A 19677-nucleotide genomic window follows, 5' to 3' on the forward strand; every position below is an offset into this window, starting at 1 on the left:
ATCCACAAGGCGGGCCAAAGGCCCGCCTTCATTGTTTTCGCCGAATGGGCGAGCTAGACCAGTCAGGACGAATTTCGAGTCGTGGAGGCAGGCTAAATGGCGCTCAAGGTCGAACTGAAGCCCGGCGAAAAGCTGCTGGTCGGCAACTGCATCATCACCAATTCGGACCAGAGGACGCGCCTCTTCATCGAGGGGCGGGCGCCGATCCTGCGCGAGAAGGATATCCTGACCTCCGAGACGGCCAACACGCCCGCCAAACGCATCTACCTGGCCGTGCAGCTGATGTATATCGACGACGACGAAGGCGAGACTGCCAAGCGCGCCTACTTCGATATGAGCCGGGATTTCCTGGAGGCCGTTCCCTCTTCCCTGGAGATTTTGGAGCAAATAAACAACGAGATATTAACCGGGTCTCTCTACAAAGGTCTGAAGGCAGCCCAAAGGCTTATTGAGTACGAACAGGACCTCCTAGACCATGCATCAGCAAGGCGCTCTGGCCTACCAGCAGACGACCAAAGTCGTTGAATCCCCCCGTGAACGCGAATCTGCCCTCCTGATGAAGGCAGCCGCGGGCCTGCAGAAGGTCAAGGACGAGTGGGCGACCGGTACCCAGCAGGAACTGAAGGCCGCGCTGACCTTCAATCGCAAGCTGTGGATCATCTTCATGGCCGCGGTGACCAAGGAAGACAGCCCCCTGCCCCAGGAAATCCGCCAGAACATCGCCAATCTGGGCATGTTCATCATGAACCAGACCCGCGAAATCCTGCTTGAGGCCAATCCGCAGCCACAGCAGCTCGACGTGCTGGTCCGGCTCAATCGCCAGATCGCTGCAGGCCTGCGCGGCAACTGACCCCCCAATTACCGACAATGCAATTAGCCCCGCAGCGATGCGGGGCTTTGTTTTTGGCAACTCTGTGAACGACAGGCGCGCGCGAAGGCGGCGGGCCGGCGTTGCTAAAGGAAGTTCACGATGCTGAGCTGGCTGACCATGGCCGTGGCCTGGTAGCTCGCCTGCAGGCGGGTCTGCAGGGCCAGGATCTCCATGGCGACATCTTCCTTGCTGACCGTCTCGATGTCGCTCAGCAGGTTGTCGAGCTGGGCCTTGTAGGCGGTGTGACGCGACGTCGAGCTCTTGAGCGTGATGCTGGCCACCGCCAGCTCCATGGTCAGGATCTCGATCGAGCCCTTTTCGGCATTATGCGATTCAGAAAGCGCTTCCTGCTGCCGGTTGGCCATGGCATCGAAGCGGCCATTGGCGGAGCGGATATCGGCAGTGACGGCCTTTTCGTAGTCGCTGAGGGCAGCGATGCGAAGCGGGCCATCGGGCTGGGCCATGGCCGCCAGCCGCATCGGCTCGCGGGAGGCGCGGATATCGGCCTCGGTGGGATAGGTTTCCACCGTCATCGCGGCCTGGGTGCGCATCAGGCGCAGCAGGCCGGACTCGTTGGCTTCCATGCCGTAATTCACGCGGGTGGCGTCATCGACCTTGGCCGTGACGCTCTGGCGCGGATTGCCCTCGGCAGCCATCGCCGCCTCGGTCACCACCACATTGAGGGCGGTCGAGAAATTGTCGGCCGTGGCATCGGCATCGGCGCCGATGCTGAACTGGCCCGAGCCAGCCTTGCCGACAACGGCCGTCAGCTGCAGGGTGCGGGTATTGCCATTGGGCTCGGTCAGGGTCACCTCGACCGTCTCGCCGGCCGCCGGCACAGCGGTGAATGCAACGCTGGCACTGCTGGGGTCGCCTGCGGCATAGCTGGTGTCGATGCTGGCGGTATCGGGCGATATGCCGGTGATCTGGAAGCCGTGCTTGGCCGAAACCGGCGCCTTCTCACCCAAGGTAACCGAATTGGCGGCGGAGCTGCTGATCTCCAGCCGGCCCAGTCCCTGCACGGATACGGCCGGCGTCTGGCCGCCATACCACATGACTGTATCGCTGGCATCGGCGACGCGCAGCGAGGTGGCGGTGGCGGGGCTCCCCGACACGCGCAGCACCGGCTCGCCCGGGCCGTTGAAGAAGTTCTCCGAGGCGGCATAGGTCGAGGCGGCCGACAGTTCCGACTTGCCGACTTCGACCAGCCTTGCATCCAGCGCGGTCTTGAAATTGGCCGCGGTCTCTTCCGCATCGAGGCCGATCACGAACTCATTGTTCGACCCATTGGCCTCGGCGGCCGTCACGGCGCGCAGCGTGATCTGCGTCTCGGTGCCGTCCGGCAGGGTGAAGCCCATCGAAATGGTCTGCCCGGACTGGATCTGGTCGGCAGGCGCCGGTGCAAAGGTGACGCTGACCTCATCCCCGAGCGGCAGGGTGCCGGCGGTAGGCTGGGTCACGGTGACGTCGCCGCTGGTGCTCGAGATCGTCGAGACCTTCATGCCGAAGGGGTGCACGCCATCTTCCGACAGGGTGACGGTCGTTGTGGCAGCGGTATGAGTGGACGTCAGCCGCCCGCGGCCATCGGTACCTGCGTCGGCCGTCTTGCGCTCGGAAACCACGGCCTGGAAGCCTGCCTTGCCGGCCTGGCCATTGAGCAACACATCGGTCGTCGGCAGGGGAGCGGTATCGGTGTTGGAGCCACCGAACAGGTAGCGGCCGGCAACATCGGAGTTGAGCAGGGTCACCAGTTCGTCGAGCCGGCCCTTGGAGAGGCCCGGAATGGTGGCCATGTTGATGTTGTTGCTGCCATACTGGCCCTGCACCGCCGCATTGCGGGCCTCACCCTCCATCTGGTCAAGGCGCGACATCGTCTTGTCGAGAAAGCTCAGGCGGAGGCTGACCGTGTCGATATTGGCCGAATAGCCTTCGATCTTGGCGAGGCGCGTCCGCACGGACAGCGACATGGGCAGGTCGCGCCCCATATCGGCGAGCGTCGAGGCCTTCATGCCGGTGCCGAGCTGGGTCTGCAGGTCCGCAAACCGCCCCTGCATCTGGGAGATGACACCAAACCCGGTCTGCAGCGGGAACATGGACTTATTGACGATCATGTTGCGCTACTCCGTTACGTTGACGCGAACAGGGCATCGAGCAGTTCCTTGACCACCGAAACCACGCGAGCATTGGCTGCATAGGCATTCTGCAGTTCCATCAACCGCCCCATTTCCTCGTCGATATTGACGCCATATTCGGTCTGCATCTGGTCGACGATGGTATCGAGCGTCAGCTGGCGGTCGTCGCGCTTGGTGATGGCGGCATTGATGGATGAGCCCTGGAAACCGACAATCTGCGAGATGACTTCGCTGAGATTGCCGGCCAGCTGGAAGCGCCCCGCATTGTTGGCGGGGTTGCCTCCCGACACGAACTTCATCTGCTCGAGCTGCTCGATGACGTAGTCCGCCCGCGCGGCATCGCCCAGCGTTCCGCCAACCTCGTGCTGCACCAGCAGCCGGTTGTCGGAGATAATGGCAGTATTGATCGAGATGCGGGCGGCAAAGCCCTGCTTCTGCGGCGGATTGGTATCGAGGTCGTTGGTAAAGGCCGAGTTGCCCTGGTCAACGAAGAGGTTGAGGGCAAGGCCGGCGCCCTGCAGGCCGGTGGAGGTGGACCGCGAAACCGCCGACTTGAGATCGGTCTTGCCGGTCAGCCCATCGTCCAGAATGCGCAGGTTATTCGGGCCGGTGCTGCTGATCGCCAGGGTCGGGAACATGGTGCTGAGCGTGGCGGCTGCAGCCCCGGCGCCAGCCGAAAGGTCCAGCCCGATCACCCGCTGGCCGGTTGCATCGACATAGTCGGTGGGCGTGACGCTGTTGACCAGGCGTACCCGCTTGTCGAGACCACCTTCGGAATAGGTGAAGAGGATATCATTGCCCGGCCGCATATTGGCCAGATCGATATCGAAGCCCTTGGCATCGCCGACTTCGACGGCACTGCCCTCGGTCTTGACCGTCGAGAAGGCCTGCGCCAGGCCAGCGGCGATCTCGTCGAGCTGGGCCTGGGCCTCGACAAGGGTCTTGTCGCGCAGCGTGATCAGGCCACCCAGCTCGCCGCCCTGCAGCACGCCCTGGGTCACCAGGTCCACGGTGAGACCCGACGGCGTGGTCAGCGACACTTTGCCGACCATGGTCTTGTCCTGGTCGGCATTGAACAGCGAATCGGGCGACAGATTGCCCGCGCTCTCGAATGAGAAGGTCGAGACACCGTTATCGAGCAGGCCGACACCCGATCGCGTCATCAGCGCGACCGTGCCGTCGGCACGATAGTCAGCGCGCACGTCGATCATTTCGGCGACCGACGACACCAGGCGGTCGCGCTGGTCGAGCAGCGCCGCCCGGGCGCCGTCCGTCATGCCCAGATCGAGCATGCGGCTGTTCACTTCGGACAGCGAATTCAGCATGCCGTTCAGGTTGTGAACGTTCGAGGCAATCTGGCCCTCGGTCTCCTGGCGCATGCCCTGGATGGTGGAGGACAGCCGGTTGAGCGTTTCAACCATGCTCTGCGCCGCGGTGACGGCCTGCGAACGGGATGTGTAGTCCTCGGGACTGGTCGCGATGCCTTCGAGAGCATTCTGCAGATTGGCGAAGACTGTATCGAGCGAGCCATCCGCACCAGGTTTGCCGAGGAAACCCTGCAGACGATCAAGATAGCTTGCCTGAATGCCAGAATTGGCCGTGTCCGACACCTGGCGGGTATAATAGGTCTGGAGGCTGGTATTGAAGGCGCGGTTGACGCCGATCGTGCGCGCGTAGGTGCTCGACTGGGAGTTGTAGTCGACGACGTTGAGCGACTGCCGGTGGTATCCCGGCGTGCCGGAATTGGCGATGTTGCGGCTCAGGACGTCGATCGAATCCTGATTGACCCGCAGACCGGACACAGCATTGGTGATTGACGTCGTCAGACCCATGCGATGGGACTCCTCACTGGGAACCCGGCCCGGAGCTTCTGCCCCGGACCGTTAGTGGCTCGACCCGCCTCAGCGGATCATGTTGAGCGCTTCCTGGAGCATTTCGTCGGCCGTGCTGACGATGCGCGTACCGGCCGCATAGGCCTGCTGCGTCACGATCAGCTTGGTGAACTCGTCGGAGATGTCCGTGTTGGATGCCTCGAGCGCACCGCCGATCACGCCCGAACCGGAAAGATCGAGGATTGCTTCGCCCGACTCGGAAGTGGTCGAGAACACGCCGCCATCCAGACGCTTGAGCTTGTTGATGGCGTTGAATTCCGCCGTCACCACCTGCGCCATGTCGATGCGTTCGCCATTGGAGTAGGTCGCCGTCACCCGGCCATTGTCATTGATGGCCACCGAAACGAATTCGCCGGCGCCATAGCCGTTCTGGTTGAGGGTCGAGACGTTGGCCGTGCCGTTGACGTCGGCAAACTGGCTGAGACCATTGGTGTCGTAGCGCAGCTCGATATCGCCGACCAGAACGCCATTGACCTGCAGGTCTTCCAGGATCACCGCAGCTTCGGTGGGCAATTCCAGCGAGCCGTCATCGGCAAAGACGAAGTCTGCATCAACCCGCTTCCACATCTCGGCCGCACCGGTCGCGAAGCTGTCGGACATGTAGAAGAGGTGCCAGGTGTCGTCGCCACCGGCCTGCTCGCTCTCGACCTTGGCCCAGCGAAGCTGCACGTTGGCCGGAGCGCCGTTTTCGGCATAGACCGTGGCAGCGCCGCCAGAGATCGAGTTGGAAACGAACAGGGCGTTCTGGTTGGCGGCAATGCTGTCGATGTTGGGGCGGACCGGAGCGGTCGAGTTGGTGAGGTTCGCCAGACCGAGACCCGCATCACCCTCGACCACGGAGAAGCTCGCATAGTGGTTGTCGCCCAGGGTGATCTGCACGTTGTTGGTGCCATTCAGCGCCACCGTCGCACCGGAGGCGGAAGGCCCGCCATTGGCGCGTATGGAAGCCTGCAGGTTGGCCAGTGCGGTGGTGATGTCGCCCGAGACGTCAACACCCTGATTGGAGCCGGTATAGGTCGCCGTATCGTAGAACTCGAACGTCACGGCCGTACCGTTGATGTTCAGGCGCAGCGTCTGGCCGGGCACTAGATGATTTGCGGCAGAGGCGTCCGAAGTCGGCCCGGAATTGCCCGCAGCCAGGCCCAGGCCCGTCAGTGTACCTGCGTCGCCAGCGACGTTGAACGAGGCAGTGGTGTTGGTGCCAAGGTTAATCCGCACCTGACCCGCGACCAGCCCGACATTGGCATTTGCCGCAGCAGGATCGCTCGCACGAACCTGTGTCTGGATGGTCGCCAGGACGGTATCAATATCCATCGTGCCGATGTCGATGTCATTGGGGCCACCAGCAGGGGCGGTGGGCACCGTGCTGTCGTAGAAATTGAAGACCGTCGGCACGCCGGCCACAGTCAGCGTCAGGCTGCCGCCATCGGCGAAGGCCGTGTTGGCCAGATCGGTGCCATCCAGCGCCGCGGTGCCGTTTGCCGTTGCTGTGACCGGGATCGCCTGGATCGCGGTCGTGCCCGTAACCGAAGCAGACGCCCACGCCGGCGCGGCCACATAGTTCTTGGCCTGCATCAGTTCGCTATTGAACACCGCCGAATTGTAGGCGCTGTTCTTGGGAAGCTGCGGCAAGTTGGCCTGGTAGTTGATGCGATTGGTCTGCTGGGCCGGCAGGAAGCTGTTGGACAGCTTGATGACTTCCGGCACCGAGCCGGAGATATTGCCGGTGCGCGTATCGATGGGCAGGCCCTTGAGATAGTAGCCAGCGCCGTTGACCAGCATACCATCCTTGTCTATCTCGAAATCGCCGCGGCGGGTGAAGAAATTGGTGCCGGCGAACACCGCATTGCCGTCCGACTGGCCGATCTTGGGCTCGACCACGAAGAAGCCGTTGGAGTTGAGCGCGATGAAGGTCTCGTTCGAGACCGTCTTGATATCGCCCTGCACGTCATTGGTGCCGCGCGACTGTGCCAGCACGGCGCCGGGCACCTGACGCGAAATCGGAGCATCGGGGATCAGGTCGAGAAAATCGGTCTCGATGCGCTTGTAGCCCGTGGTCTGGGAGTTCGCGATATTACCCGAAATGTTTTCCAGCGCGTGCGCCTGGGCCCGCAGGCCGGTCACCGCACTGGAAAGAGCGCCATAAATGCCCATGTGATACTCCGTAAAACCGGTTTGCGTCGTGGGACGCGTTCGCAAGTATCAATGCAAGCATGGTGCCAACTCCCCTTCGCATTGATTTTGCTCAGGTTTTTCGGTGGGGAGGCGCGAAATGTGGCGGCATCTCGGCAATTGAGTCCGAGCCACCGGCAGAAATTGCCGCCCGCTTGTGAACACGGGGCGGTTGCAGTAATGCAGGAACCATAGTTCCGGGGCGTGCCATGCTGTTTTCCAATGCCGATGAGTTCGTCAAAGCGCCTCGCCGCGCCGTGACCGTGTTCGGCATGGCCGGCGTCGGCAAGACGCGCCTCTCGGCCATGCTGCGCGCCAGCAACTGGTTTCACTACTCGGCCGACTACCGCATCGGCACGCGCTATATGGGCGAGTTCATCGTCGACAATTTCAAGCGCGAGGCCATGAAGGTTCCCTTCCTGGCCGGGCTGCTGCGCTCGGACTCCATCTACATCTCGTCCAACCTGACCTTCGACAATCTCGACCCGCTCTCGAGCTATCTCGGCACGCCCGGCAACCCCGACAAGGGTGGCCTGCCGCTGGCCGAATACCAGCGCCGGCAGGAGCAGCATCGCATTGCCGAAATCGCCGCGCTCAAGGACGTGCCCCACTTCATCGAGCGCGCCAAGGCGCTCTATGGCTACGACGATTTCATCGCCGATACCGGCGGTTCGCTGATCGAGGTTGTCGACCCTGCCGATCCTGAGGATCCGGTGGTCAAGACGCTGGCGGCGTCGACGGCCCTGCTCTACATCCGCGGCACCGGCAAGGATGCCGCCGAACTGGTGCGCCGCTTCAAGCAGAGCCCCAAGCCGATGTATTACCGGCCCGAATTCCTGCTGGAGAAATGGGCCGAGTACAAGCTGATCCACGGCATCGTCGAGGATTGCGACGTCGACCCGCTTGGCTTTGGTGCATGGGGCTTTGAAGCCCTGCTGCATGACCGGCTGCCCCGCTACCAGCAGCTCGCGGACAACTTTGGCTATGTGGTGGAGGCTTCCGACCTCGCCACGGTGCGCGACGGCGACGAGTTCATCGATCTCATGGCCGCCGCGATCGAAAAGCGAATGCGTTAGCGCGTTCCCAGAGGGAGACGCGCGACGCCTGAATCGCTTTCCGATCATTCTCGCTTAAGAGGCTGATATGCCTATTCGAATTCCTGACAACCTGCCCGCCCGCAAGACCCTAGAGGACGAGGGTGTCTATGTGATGGATTCCACGCGCGCCGCGCGCCAGGATATCCGCCCCCTCTCCATCGGCCTGCTCAACCTGATGCCCAACAAGGAGCGCACCGAGACGCAGTTCACCCGCCTCATCGGCTCGACGCCGCTGCAGGTGGAACTGACGCTGGTGCGGGTCACCGACCACCAGTCCAAGAACACGTCCGAGGATTATCTCAAGACCTTCTACAAGACCTGGGAAGAGGTCCGCAGCGCCAGGTTCGACGGCTTTATCGTCACCGGGGCGCCGATCGCCAACATTCCCTTCGAGGAGGTGCGCTACTGGCCCGAAATGGTCGAGATCATGGACTGGACGCAGACCAATGTGCACCACACCATGTTCATCTGCTGGGGTGCCCAGGCGGCTCTGCATCATTTCCATGCTGCGCGGCGCTACCGCATGGCCAGCAAGGCCTTCGGTGTCTTCCGCCATCAGGTGACCAGCCCGCGCTCGCCCTTTCTGCGCGGCTTCTCGGACAGCCCGATGATCCCCGTGTCGCGCTACAACGATATTGACCGGACGACGCTGGGGCCTGACCTCGAAGTACTGATCGACAATGCCGAGATCGGCGTCTGCATGCTGGGCGACAAGAAGCACCGCGCGGTGCATTTCCTCAATCACCTGGAATATGACAATCGCTCGCTGGCCGACGAATATGAGCGGGACATCAAGGCCGGTCTCGATACGCCGCTGCCGGCAAACCTGTTCCCCAACGGGGATACCAGCGCGACGCCGGAGAACCGCTGGCGCAGCCATGCACATCTGCTGTTCCAGAACTGGATCAACGAAATCTACCAGACCACGCCCTACGACATGACCCAGATCGGTATCGCCGACCGCTGATCGGGGGCCGGCCCGCCTGGGCCGGCCTCTTCGCCGCTTGAACGCGCCGGACAAATCCCTATCTTGCGGACTGACCGAGAGACCAGCGCGTGCCCCAGCCCCCCACCACCATCGTCGATGAACTGGGCATCGCCCTCTCCAATCTCACCGATGCCGCGACGGGGGCCTTCACCCCGACCCTGCGGCTGGGCGTCACCGGCCTCAGCCGGGCCGGCAAGACCATTTTCATCACCGCGCTGGTGCATAACCTGCTGACCGGCGGCCGCATGCCCGGTTTCACCCCGCTTGCCGAGGGGCGCTTTATCGGCGCCAGGCTCGCCGAATATCCCGACGCCACCATTCCGCGCTTTGCCTATGAGCAGCATCTTGAGGCACTGACCGCCAAGACGGCCGTCTGGCCCGAGAGCACGCGGCGCATTTCCCAGCTGCGCGTGGTGCTGAAGTTCCAGTCCAAGAACTGGTATTCCGGCATGACCGGCCCGTCGACGCTCAATCTCGATATCGTCGACTATCCCGGCGAATGGCTGCTCGACCTGCCCTTACTTGGCCTGAGCTTTGCCGAATGGAGCGAGGAGGCCCTGGGACGGGCACGCCGTCCCGATTCCGGCAAGGAGGCCAAGCCCTTCCTCGACCTGCTGGCCAATATTGATCCGCACAAGGATGCCAACGACCCCGACGCGGAAAAGCTGGCGGCAACGTTTACCGGCTATCTGCGCCGCAGCCGCGAACATGGCGCGCTGTCGACCCTTCCGCCCGGGCGCTTCCTGCTGCCGGGCGATCTCGAGGGCTCTCCGGCGCTGACCTTCGCGCCGCTGCCGCGTCCCGCGCAGACCATGCGCGGCACCAGCCTCTACGCCATGCTGGAGCATCGCTACGAGGCCTACAAGGACCGGGTCATACGCCCCTTCTTCCGCGACCACTTCGCCCGGCTCGATCGCCAGATCGTGCTGGTCGATACCCTGCGGGCCCTCAACGCCGGGCCGACGGCGGTGGCCGATCTTGAAACGGCGCTGACCGCCGTCATGAGTTGTTTCCGTCAGGGCGAGACCAATCCCCTGCTCCGCCCCTTCGTGCGCAAGATCGACCGCATCCTCTTTGCCGCGACAAAGGCCGATCACGTGCACCACACCAGCCATGACCGGCTCGAGGCCATTCTCAACCGGCTGGTGGCCAATGCGAGCAAGCGCGCCCGCTTCGCTGGTGCGGAGACCAAGTCCATCGCCCTGGCTGGCATTCGCGCCACCCGCGAGGGCACGATCAACGAGGGCGGAGAGACGCTCCCCACCATCATCGGCACGCCAATGCAGGGCGAGACGCTCGACGGCGCGACCTATGACGGCAAGACCGAAATCGCCTTGTTTCCCGGTGACTTGCCGGAACGTCCGGATTCACTATTCGAAAACGGCACGCCCGTGTCGCTCAACTTCCTGCGCTTCACCCCGCCACGGAAGCTGGAGCGCAATGCCAATGGCGAGGTGGTGCTGCCCCATATCCGCTTCGACCGGGCACTCGACTATCTGGTGGGAGACTGGCTCGCATGAAACGCCCGATCGCCCGCCCGACCGCATCGCCGACCGAACTCGCCGAACCCGCCCGGACCCCGCGCGCCTTTGCGCCCGCCAAGGTGGACGTCGTCGAACCCGCCTTCGATCCGGACATCGATGAGACGCTGGTGGCGCCGCCGCCGCGTCGCATGGGCTGGCTGGGTCGCCTCGCCTGGACCACCGGCGGCATCCTGGTTTCGGCAGGCCTGGGGCTGGCGGCCGACCGGCTGATCCGCGATCTCTTCGCCGCCAATGAATGGCTGGGCTGGGTCGGTCTTGGCGCGCTGGGCGCCTTCCTCGTCGCGGTCGTGGCCCTGGCGGCACGCGAAATCTTCGCCTTGCGCCGACTGCGCGTGCTCGATGCACTGCGCCGCGACGCCGCCGCTGCAACCGCCGAAAACGATTCCCACGCCGCCAGGCATGTCGTCGACAGCCTGGCGACCATCTATGCCGATCGCCCCGACCTGGCCCGAGCACGCCAATCGGTCACCGACCACCTGCCGCATCTGTTCGACGGCCACGAGATGATCGCCCTGGCAGAGCGCAGCCTGATGAGCCCGCTCGACGCGCGGGCCAAAGTGCTGACAGCAGCGTCCGCCCGTCGCGTGGCACTGGTCACCGCGGTCTCGCCCCGCGCGCTCGTCGATATCGCCTTCGTCATCTATGAGAGCATTCGCCTTGCCGGCGCGATTGCGGCCCTCTACGGGGCTCGCCCAGGCTTCTTCGGCTTCTGGAGGCTCACCGGTGCCGTATTGGCGCACCTGGCCGTCACCGGCGGGCTGGTGCTCACCGATGGCATTGTCGAGCAGCTGGTGGGTCAGGGCATCGCCGCCAAGCTTTCAGCGCGGCTGGGCGAAGGCGTGGTCAACGGCCTGATGACGGTACGCGTCGGTATCGCGGCCATGCGCGTGGTCCGGCCCCTGCCCTTCGAAACACAGCCCCAGCCGGTGGTACGGGATTTCATTCCCGAGCTCACCAGGCTGACCGGGGACGCCGCCAAATAGGCACGCGGAGTTCGACTTAGGTCAGGCTGGTCAGTTCCTGCATTGTCTGGAAGGTCTCGAACTGAGGCCGGGCAAAATAATAGCCCTGGAACAGGTGGATGCCGGCTGACTTCAGCATCTGCATCTCCGCCTCGCTCTCAACGCCCTCGGCGAGCAACAGGATATCGAGTTCGGCGGCGATCCCGACAAGTCCGCGGATGATGGCCTGCTTGACCCCGGACGCTTCCACGCCGCGGAGCAGCTCCATGTCGATCTTGATGAGATCGGTCTGGAACCGTGAGAGCAGGGCAAGCCCGGCATAGCCGGCGCCAAAATCGTCGAGCGCCGTCATGAACCCCATGCGCCGATATTCGGCGACGATGTGGCTCACATGGCCAACATCTTCCATGCGCTCATTCTCGGTAAACTCGAACATGAGGCGGCGGGGATCGAACTGCATGCGGTTGGCCGCTTCCAGCGTCGCACGGATGCATGCCTTGGGCTCATAGACGGCGTTGGGCATGAAATTGATGCTGAGCCTGCTGTCGCCACCGGCGATGCGGCTGCCGGCGAGCTCGATCGCCTTGACGCGACAGGCCTGGTCGAACGTATAGCGATTTTCATCGGTGACCTGGCTGAGGACAGTGGGCGCGCCCTCGCCGGCCACACCGCGGACCAGGGCTTCGTAGCCCCAGATCTTGCCAGCACTCAGATCGACGATTGGCTGGAAAGCCATGGTGAAGGGGATGGAAAAGGCGGAGGCGTCGGCATTGCGACAACCTGCGCAACCAGCAGCGGCCATTGAAAAATCTGGCTCCGAAAAGATGACAATAGCGACGCTACAGACACCCTGCCAAAGAGACCTTAAACAATTGCCAATGCGGCTTTATTTGCAGGACTGAAGGTCAATCCTTGGCGGCACTCGGCGCCAGGGTGAGCTTGAGTCCATCCAGCGCGTCACTCATCAGGATCTGGCAGGAGAGGCGCGAGTTGGCGCGGACATCACCGACGCTGTCGAGCATGTCCTCTTCCTCGTCGCTGGGCCCGCCGACCACATCGAGCCAATCCTTGTCGACATAGACATGGCAGGTGGCGCAGCTCAGCGCGCCGCCACACTCGGCCTTGATGTTGAGGCCCCAGTCCCGGATGACCTCCATCACGCGCCAGCCATCGAGCCCTTCGAGCTCGTGGCTTTCCCCGGCCTGGTCGGTGACGTGGATGATCATGCGCATGTCCTCAACAACGGGGCGTCCATACCCCGCACAGATGCTTCCCGCAAGGGAAGCACCCTACATCCTTGGGCCTAGGCGACGCCCAGCTTCTTCTGCAGCTTGGTGGAGCTAGTCGTGTACTGGAACACCACGCGCTCGCCTGGCGAAACGATGGCCTTGGCAGCCTGCGCCATCAGAGCGGCCTCGTGGAAGCCGCTGAGGATCAGCTTGAGCTTGCCCGGGTACGAATTGATATCGCCGATGGCAAAGATGCCAGGCACCGAGGTTTCGAACTTCTCGGTATCGACCACGATGGTGTTGTCGTTGAGCTCGAGCCCCCAGTCGGCGACCGGGCCAAGCTTCATGGTTAACCCGAAGAAAGGCAGCAAGCGCGTTGCGGGAACTGACAGATCGCCCGCATCGGTTGTGAGATGCACATGGTTGATCTGCCCATTTTCGCCGTCGAGCTTGGCGATCTGGCCAGTGAGGAAATTGATCTTACCCTCGCCCACCAGCTCCTGCATCTTGTTGACCGAAGCCGGTGCCGCCTTGAACACCGCGCGGCGATGCACCAGCGTCAGCGAGCGCACGATGGGCTGCAGGTTGAGCGTCCAGTCGAGCGCGGAGTCCCCGCCGCCGACAATCACCACGTCCTGGCCGCGGAAGTCGTCCATCTTGCGGACGGAATAAAACACCGACTTGTTCTCGAATTCCTCGATGCCATCGACCGGTGGGCGCTTGGGCTGGAAGGAACCACCGCCGGCGGCAATCACCACCACCTTGGTGTGGAAGATCTCATCCGCATCAGTCGCCAGCCGGAAGCTGCCATCGTCCTGCTTGTCGATCGAATTGACCATCCGATTGAAGTGGAATTCGGGAGCGAAGGGCGCGATCTGCGCCATCAGGTTGTCCGTCAGCTGCTGGCCCGTCACCACCGGAAAGCCGGGAATGTCGTAGATCGGCTTTTCCGGATAGAGCTCGGCGCACTGGCCGCCGGGACGGTCCAGGATATCGATGAAATGGCATTTGATATCGAGCAGGCCCAGTTCGAAGGCCGCGAACAGCCCGCAGGGGCCGGCGCCGATGACGACGACATCGGTGGTGATTTCAGTGGTCATTTCGTCTCGAAGTCCGTTTTCGCCGGAGTTTCAAGGACCCCGGGTTGAATATATGAGCGACGCGATCCGCTTAGCCTAGGAAACGCGGCGGAGGAAGGGGCGCGTGCCGACCGGCACCTCGGTGGTGCCCACCGGCTGGTAGAAGATCGCCACTTCTGGCAGGCGGTTCTCGAGTAGCGCGGCGCGGGTCGGTTCGTGGGTCACCACAAGGGCATTGATGCCGCAGCGGCGCATCAGCGGGATCTGGTCCTGCAGCACATCGCCGACCGCCCGGATTTCGCCCGAATAGTTGAAGCGCTCGCTCAGCAGGCGCGCCGTGGAATAGCCACGCCCGTCCGAAAAGGCCGGGAACTTGATGGCGATCGAGGCAAAGCGGCCAAGGTCGGCCTCGACATCCTCGATGCGATCACCCGGTACCACCAGCAGCCCAAGCGGGTGCGGATTGGCCAGGAAGGCATCGCGATTGGCCAGGAACACCGCAAGCGGCACGTGCTTGTAGTTGGCGGTTGCCGGATCGCTGTCATCGGCCCATTCGTGGAAGGGGTCGGCAATGAAGGCGCCGTCTTTCCACAGCGTATGTCGGGTGGCAGCGGTCATCGGCGAGGCAATCGCTCCGTTGAAATCGAAATGGATGCCGCACTCTTTCTTGTTGAGGCCGCGCCACCGTCCGGCGCGCGGGTCCTCCCCTTCGGCAACCACCGAGGTGCAGGGCGCGCAACCGATCGACTTGTAGCCCTTAGCGAACAGCGGATGCTCGGGCAAGCCGTGGTCTATCTTGTACTGGTTGACATCGGCATCGTTGAAATAGGCCAGCGGGTTGACCTTGATGCGATCATCGCTGGTCAATTCGAAATGCGGCAGCACGCCGCGTTCCTTGGTCTGGAAGCGCTTCCGCCCGGTCACCCAGCCGCCATATTGCTCGGTGATCGGCTCCAGCGGCTCGGTCTTGCGGATATGGCAGCAGGAATCCGGGTCGGTCTCCCAGAGATCACCATTGGGGTCAAAGCGCTGCACATCGGCGGCATTGGGGTGGATGGCGTGGACGTTGATCAGGCCAAGGTGCTTCTTGAGCGTCTCGACATAGTCCAGCGTCTCGGCAAAGTGCTTGCCGGTTTCGAGGAAATAGACCGGCAGGCTGGGATCAACCTGCGCCACCAGGTGCAGCAGCACGGCCGAATCCGCGCCGAAGGACGAAACGATGGCAAGGTCGCCGGGCAGCACATCGGTGGCTGCCTGGCGCAACACGCCAACGGCATCCATCTCGTCGAACATGCCGTTGAGGGCCAGAATACCCAGCGCGCGCAGCTTGTCGTGCGCGGCGGGGGTATGTGCAAGCTTAGGTAGCGCCATAGAGGGCCTCCTTGAATGGCGCTTCCCCTAGACGCCGATATGCTTGAATGAACGTCTCTCCGGCGCTCTCGCGCTTTGCGATATAAGTATCGACCAGCGTTTCAATGGCGCCCGGCACGGCTTCCGCTTCGAAGCCCGGCCCGATGATCTTGCCCACCGATGCGCTCTCCGTGGCGTCGCCGCCCAGGGTGATCTGGTAGAGTTCGCCACCCTTCTTCTCGACGCCGAGAATGCCGATATGGCCGACATGGTGGTGGCCGCAGGCATTGATGCAGCCGGAAATCTTGATCTTGAGATCACCGATTTCCGCCTGCCGCTCTGGCTGGGCAAACTTGCGGGAGATTTCCTGCGCCAGCGGGATCGAGCGCGCATTGGCCAGGGCACAGAAATCGAGGCCCGGGCAGCAGATCATGTCGGTGATCAGCCCGGTATTGCCTTCGGCCAGACCCGTTGCGACGAGAGCTTCATAAACCGCCCGGAGATCGGCCACGGCGACATGCGGCAAGACCAGGTTCTGCTCGTGCGTGACGCGAAGTTCGTCGAACGCGTAACGCTGGGCAATATCGGCTATATCGTCCATCTGCTTGTCGGTCGCGTCGCCCGGAGCACCGCCAACGGGCTTGAGCGAAATGGTGACCGAGGCATAGCCGGGCTCGCGATGCGAGTTGATATTGTGGTCGAGCCAGCGGCCATAGGCAGGATCGATGATCGACTGGTAGGCAACATCAATCTTGGTTGCCGGCTGCGCGGTAAATTGGGGCGGCGCAAAATAGGCGGTGATGCGATCGACCTCCTCTGCCGGCAGAGTGAGCACGCCGCCACGGACCTCGGCGAACTCGGCCTCCACCTGCCCCTTGATGGTCTCAAGTCCCTCCTCATGCACCAGGATCTTGATGCGCGCCTTGTACTTGTTGTCCCGGCGGCCATAGCGGTTGTAAACGCGCATGATCGACTCGAGATAGGCCAGCAGGTGCTCGTTGGGGACGAAGCTGTTGATCAGCTTGCCGATCATCGGCGTGCGGCCAAGACCACCACCGACCCAGACTTCCCAGCCGATTTCGCCAGCAGCATTAGTCGCGGCCTGCAGGCCGATATCGTGGAAGCGGATGGCGGCGCGATCGTTCGGCGCGCCGGTAATGGCAATCTTGAACTTGCGCGGCAGATACGAGAATTCGGGATGCAGGCTCGACCACTGGCGCAGGATTTCCGCGATCGGGCGCGGATCGATGATCTCGTCGGCGGCCGCGCCAGCAAAATGGTCTGCCGTGACATTGCGGATGCAATTGCCCGAGGTCTGGATGGCGTGCATCTCCACGCTCGCCAGCTCTTCGAGGATCTTGGGAATATCCTTGAGCTTGGGCCAGTTGAACTGGATGTTCTGGCGCGTGGTGAAGTGGCCATAGCCGCGGTCATAGGTGCGGGCAATATGGGCAAACATGCGCATCTGCTTGGACGACAACGTGCCGTAGGGTACCGCGATCCTGAGCATGTAGGCATGCAGCTGCAGATAGAGCCCGTTCATCAGGCGGAGCGGGCGGAACTGGTCTTCCGTCAGCTCGCCTGACAGGCGGCGTTTCACCTGGTCGGAAAACTGCGCGGTGCGGCCCGCAACGAAAGCCGCGTCGAATTCGTCATATCGATACATGACCGTCCTCACCCAGATGCTGGCGGTCGTAGATCTCGCCGTTCAATGTCAAGGGCGCGGTCGGACCCGCTGCCCTGATGCGTTCGCGCAGGCGCTTGGGAACGATACGTCCCTGGTCCTGCGTCACTTCTTCGATTTCGAGGCTGATCACGCGGCCGGTGGCCTTGGTCGCGGCGAGGGCTGCGTCGCGCTCGGCAGTCTCTTCCTTGGAAAAGATGCGCGCCGCCTGCAGGTCCTCGACCCAGGTACCCGACGCGTCGAGATAGACCGTCGCCCCCGAAATCAGCTCATTGCCAGTCAGAATTTCCATGTCGTCACGCTACCTTGAAGTTCTGCGCGGAGAACTGGGCCGCCGCAGCCCAATCTCCCGCCGCGACCGCTTCGCCCACCAGAATGATGGCCGGGCCATCCACAAATGTACCGTCGCCATCCATCAGGGATCGCAGGGTGCCGCCATATGCTGTCGCATCGGGACGTCCCGCATTGACCACAATGCCCACCGGCGTGAGGGGGCTCGCGCCATGCGCGACCAGGCGTCCTGCGACGTCGGATGCAATCGATTTGCCCATATAGAGCGCCAAGGTCAGGCCCGATCGCGCCAGAGCCGCCCAGTGCTGCAGGTCGCTGTCATCGGCGCCATGCGCCGTCGCCATGATGAAGCCGCTCGACACACCCCGCAGGGTGACCGGCGTCGCCGTATCGGCCGCGGCCGCCAAGGCCGCGCTGATGCCGGGGACGATGGAATAGGGTATCCCCGCCTTGCGGAGCGCGGATATTTCCTCGCCGGCCCGGCCGAACACCATCGGGTCGCCGGACTTAAGACGCGCCACGCGCTTGCCCTGCCCCGCCAGCCGGACGATCAACGTGTTGATCTGGGCCTGCGAGAAGCTGTGATGACCCTTGGCCTTGCCGACATCGATCCGCTCGGCATCGCGACGGCCCATATCGACAACGACAGTGGGAACGAGCTGATCATACACGATGACATCGGCTTCCTGCAGCAGCCGCTGCGCGCGCAGGGTGAGGAGGTCTTCCGAGCCGGGTCCGGCACCGATCAGCCAGACAACACCCTTGGCTGAACCAGCCTGGACATGCTGCTCGAGCAGCAGTTCAGCCTGGTATTGCCCGGCAATCGGGCTGGCGGCCACGGCGGATTCGACCTGCGGCGACGTCACCAGTGCCTCATAGTAGCGGCGACGGGCAGCGCCATCGTGAATCACGCTCTCAACCCGTTGGCGCAACCGACCGGCCAAACTCGCGATTTTGCCGAAGCCGGGCGGCAGCATGGCCTCGATGCGTGCCCGCACCAGCCGCGCCAGCACCGGGGCATTGCCCTCGCTGGAAATGGCGATGGTCAGCGGCGCGCGTTCAACGATGGAGGGTGTATAGAAGTCGCACTCGGCAGGAACGTCGACCACATTGAGCGGAATGCCACGGGCGCGGGCCTCGGCCTTGGCCAGCTCGGCGTCGACACCTTCTTCGGCTACGAATACCAGTGCTGCGCCATCAAGATCGGCTGGCTCGAAAGCACGCTCGACCTGCTTCACCGCAAAGCCGCTGAAGTCAGCCTCGATGTGGCGCGACACAATCACGACCTGGGCGGTAGTCTTAGTTGCCAACCGGACCTTGTTGAGGGCTTCTTCACCACCGCCGACGATGACGATGCGCAGACCCTGAACCTTGTAGCTCAACGGAAATGTGTTGAGTTGACCCATTGGAACCCTGATGATGAATGCTGGGAAAATAATCCAAACCAGCCCCGCGGGACAAGGCGTTGAAATTCAATAGCTTTTATATTTCCCTGCGGGGCTCCCGCTTGGAACGCGACGCATGGGTTTAGGCCAGAGCCGCTAAAAGAATCTTTGCTTGGGATGCCATGAGAAAATTTTGCGCGTTGGGCGATGGCCATGGAGCAGATGAAATGCGGCGGCGGCACGCGATACGGTCCACTCTTGCCCTGGTTTTCCTGGTCACTGCCGTACCAACGCCACTGGGCCTGACGCCGTGGCCACGCGCGAACATTATCGACGTCGAAGACGGCAAGTCGGCGCCCTTTGCCGGCCAATGGTCGATGCAACAGGCCGGCCAGCCGACCACCACATACGCGACCTGCGCCCTGCCCGTCCGCATCGAAGCGCCCGACGAGACGCACATATTCTATCTTGGCCCCAAGGATCCGGAGCCCGAAGCGGCGACCGAACTAATGGCGCGCGACGGACGCACCCATTGGCGCCCTATCGCGGGCGGCCCGGAATACTTCTCCGTCTGGGTGGATCGCGACCGCTTCCATTTGTACGAGGCGGATGTGGAGCCTGAGGCCGACTGGGGCGAGCCGTTCGCGTTCACGCGCTGCGACTAGTCCCGTTTTATCCCTGCCGGACCGGGACATGCACGACCAGTCCGTCGAGTTCGTCCCTGACCTTGATCTGGCAGCTCAGACGGCTCTGTGCCTTCACGTCGAAGGCGAAGTCGAGCATGTCTTCTTCCATGTTCGACGGGCCGCCGACCGTTTCGGTCCAGGCGTCGTCGACATAGACGTGGCAGGTGGCGCAGGTGCAGGCGCCGCCGCATTCCGCGACAATGCCGGGAATGCCGTTCATGATGGCGGTTTCCATCACGGTGGCGCCATTTTGGCCTTCAGTTTCAATGCGTTCGCCGTCCTGCTGGACAAAGGTGATCTTGGTCATGGGTCTCA

At 62.9% G+C, this 19677-nt stretch carries 18 protein-coding genes; 7 read left to right on the forward strand and 11 right to left on the reverse strand.

The window, feature by feature from the left end; translation table 11 throughout:
• Positions 1 to 96 precede the first annotated feature (96 nt).
• Positions 97 to 525 carry a flagellar biosynthesis repressor FlbT gene (gene flbT / locus ACLI1C_RS12565; protein ID WP_411397275.1) on the forward strand — a complete coding sequence of 143 codons (429 nt, stop codon included), beginning with the start codon at positions 97 to 99 and terminating at the stop codon, positions 523 to 525.
• Positions 476 to 850, forward strand: coding sequence for a flagellar biosynthesis regulator FlaF (flaF, locus tag ACLI1C_RS12570; RefSeq protein ID WP_411397276.1), 375 nt, complete (start codon positions 476 to 478; stop codon positions 848 to 850). Before flbT ends, flaF begins: the two co-directional genes overlap by 50 nt.
• Before the next feature lie 104 nt (positions 851 to 954).
• Here flaF and ACLI1C_RS12575 read toward each other — a convergent pair whose 3' ends face one another.
• The 3 genes from ACLI1C_RS12575 to ACLI1C_RS12585 form a co-directional block, all read right to left on the reverse strand.
• Positions 955 to 2982, reverse strand: coding sequence for a hypothetical protein (locus tag ACLI1C_RS12575; RefSeq protein ID WP_411397278.1), 2028 nt, complete (start codon positions 2980 to 2982; stop codon positions 955 to 957).
• Positions 2983 to 2996: 14 nt separating this feature from the next.
• Positions 2997 to 4835: a flagellar hook-associated protein FlgK gene (gene flgK / locus ACLI1C_RS12580; protein ID WP_411397280.1), complete on the reverse strand. Its 1839-nt coding sequence runs from the start codon at positions 4833 to 4835 to the stop codon at positions 2997 to 2999.
• A gap of 69 nt (positions 4836 to 4904) precedes the next feature.
• Entirely contained in the window at positions 4905 to 7049 is a 2145-nt protein-coding gene (locus tag ACLI1C_RS12585; RefSeq protein WP_411397282.1) for a flagellar hook-basal body complex protein, read from the reverse strand.
• Between the two features lie 227 nt (positions 7050 to 7276).
• Here ACLI1C_RS12585 and ACLI1C_RS12590 point away from each other — a divergent pair, with 227 nt between their 5' ends.
• The 4 genes from ACLI1C_RS12590 to ACLI1C_RS12605 all read left to right on the forward strand — a co-directional run bounded on the left by ACLI1C_RS12590 (position 7277) and on the right by ACLI1C_RS12605 (position 11679).
• A complete protein-coding gene (locus ACLI1C_RS12590) occupies positions 7277 to 8143 on the forward strand; it encodes an ATPase (RefSeq protein WP_411397283.1) in 867 nt (288 codons plus the stop codon).
• A gap of 67 nt (positions 8144 to 8210) precedes the next feature.
• Entirely contained in the window at positions 8211 to 9131 is a 921-nt protein-coding gene (locus ACLI1C_RS12595) for a homoserine O-succinyltransferase (RefSeq protein ID WP_411397285.1), read from the forward strand.
• A gap of 89 nt (positions 9132 to 9220) precedes the next feature.
• The gene (locus tag ACLI1C_RS12600) at positions 9221 to 10672 is read left to right on the forward strand and encodes a YcjX family protein (protein ID WP_411397287.1); all 1452 of its coding nucleotides are present in this window, start codon (positions 9221 to 9223) and stop codon (positions 10670 to 10672) included.
• Complete coding sequence (locus ACLI1C_RS12605) at positions 10669 to 11679, forward strand: YcjF family protein (RefSeq protein WP_411397289.1); 1011 nt, start codon at positions 10669 to 10671, stop codon at positions 11677 to 11679. The genes ACLI1C_RS12600 and ACLI1C_RS12605 overlap by 4 nt, the downstream gene beginning before the upstream one ends.
• Before the next feature lie 16 nt (positions 11680 to 11695).
• Here the strand turns inward: ACLI1C_RS12605 and ACLI1C_RS12610 are convergent, their stop codons facing one another.
• The 7 genes from ACLI1C_RS12610 to cysG all read right to left on the reverse strand — a co-directional run bounded on the left by ACLI1C_RS12610 (position 11696) and on the right by cysG (position 18697).
• The gene (locus tag ACLI1C_RS12610; RefSeq protein WP_411397290.1) at positions 11696 to 12460 is read right to left on the reverse strand and encodes an EAL domain-containing protein; all 765 of its coding nucleotides are present in this window, start codon (positions 12458 to 12460) and stop codon (positions 11696 to 11698) included.
• Positions 12461 to 12563: 103 nt separating this feature from the next.
• Positions 12564 to 12884, reverse strand: a complete 321-nt coding sequence (locus ACLI1C_RS12615; RefSeq protein ID WP_411397292.1) for a 2Fe-2S iron-sulfur cluster-binding protein — start codon at positions 12882 to 12884, stop codon at positions 12564 to 12566.
• Positions 12885 to 12961: 77 nt separating this feature from the next.
• On the reverse strand, positions 12962 to 13987 hold the full coding sequence (locus tag ACLI1C_RS12620) for an NAD(P)/FAD-dependent oxidoreductase (protein ID WP_411397294.1): 1026 nt from the start codon (positions 13985 to 13987) through the stop codon (positions 12962 to 12964).
• A gap of 75 nt (positions 13988 to 14062) precedes the next feature.
• On the reverse strand, positions 14063 to 15337 hold the full coding sequence (locus ACLI1C_RS12625) for a phosphoadenylyl-sulfate reductase (RefSeq protein WP_411397295.1): 1275 nt from the start codon (positions 15335 to 15337) through the stop codon (positions 14063 to 14065).
• The gene (locus tag ACLI1C_RS12630) at positions 15324 to 16982 is read right to left on the reverse strand and encodes a nitrite/sulfite reductase (protein WP_411397297.1); all 1659 of its coding nucleotides are present in this window, start codon (positions 16980 to 16982) and stop codon (positions 15324 to 15326) included. Before ACLI1C_RS12630 ends, ACLI1C_RS12625 begins: the two co-directional genes overlap by 14 nt.
• Positions 16969 to 17292, reverse strand: a complete 324-nt coding sequence (locus ACLI1C_RS12635; protein WP_411397299.1) for a DUF2849 domain-containing protein — start codon at positions 17290 to 17292, stop codon at positions 16969 to 16971. The genes ACLI1C_RS12630 and ACLI1C_RS12635 overlap by 14 nt, the downstream gene beginning before the upstream one ends.
• A gap of 4 nt (positions 17293 to 17296) precedes the next feature.
• On the reverse strand, positions 17297 to 18697 hold the full coding sequence (gene cysG / locus ACLI1C_RS12640) for a siroheme synthase CysG (protein WP_411397300.1): 1401 nt from the start codon (positions 18695 to 18697) through the stop codon (positions 17297 to 17299).
• A 206-nt stretch (positions 18698 to 18903) separates the two neighbouring features.
• On the opposite strand from cysG, the gene ACLI1C_RS12645 reads away from it, so the two are divergent.
• Positions 18904 to 19341 carry a hypothetical protein gene (locus tag ACLI1C_RS12645; protein WP_411397302.1) on the forward strand — a complete coding sequence of 146 codons (438 nt, stop codon included), beginning with the start codon at positions 18904 to 18906 and terminating at the stop codon, positions 19339 to 19341.
• A gap of 7 nt (positions 19342 to 19348) precedes the next feature.
• On the opposite strand, the gene ACLI1C_RS12650 is transcribed toward ACLI1C_RS12645, so the two are convergent.
• A complete protein-coding gene (locus tag ACLI1C_RS12650; protein WP_411397303.1) occupies positions 19349 to 19669 on the reverse strand; it encodes a 2Fe-2S iron-sulfur cluster-binding protein in 321 nt (106 codons plus the stop codon).
• Positions 19670 to 19677 lie beyond the last annotated feature (8 nt).

The sequence above is a fragment of the Devosia sp. XGJD_8 genome (genome assembly GCF_046614475.1).
Lineage (GTDB): Bacteria > Pseudomonadota > Alphaproteobacteria > Rhizobiales > Devosiaceae > Devosia.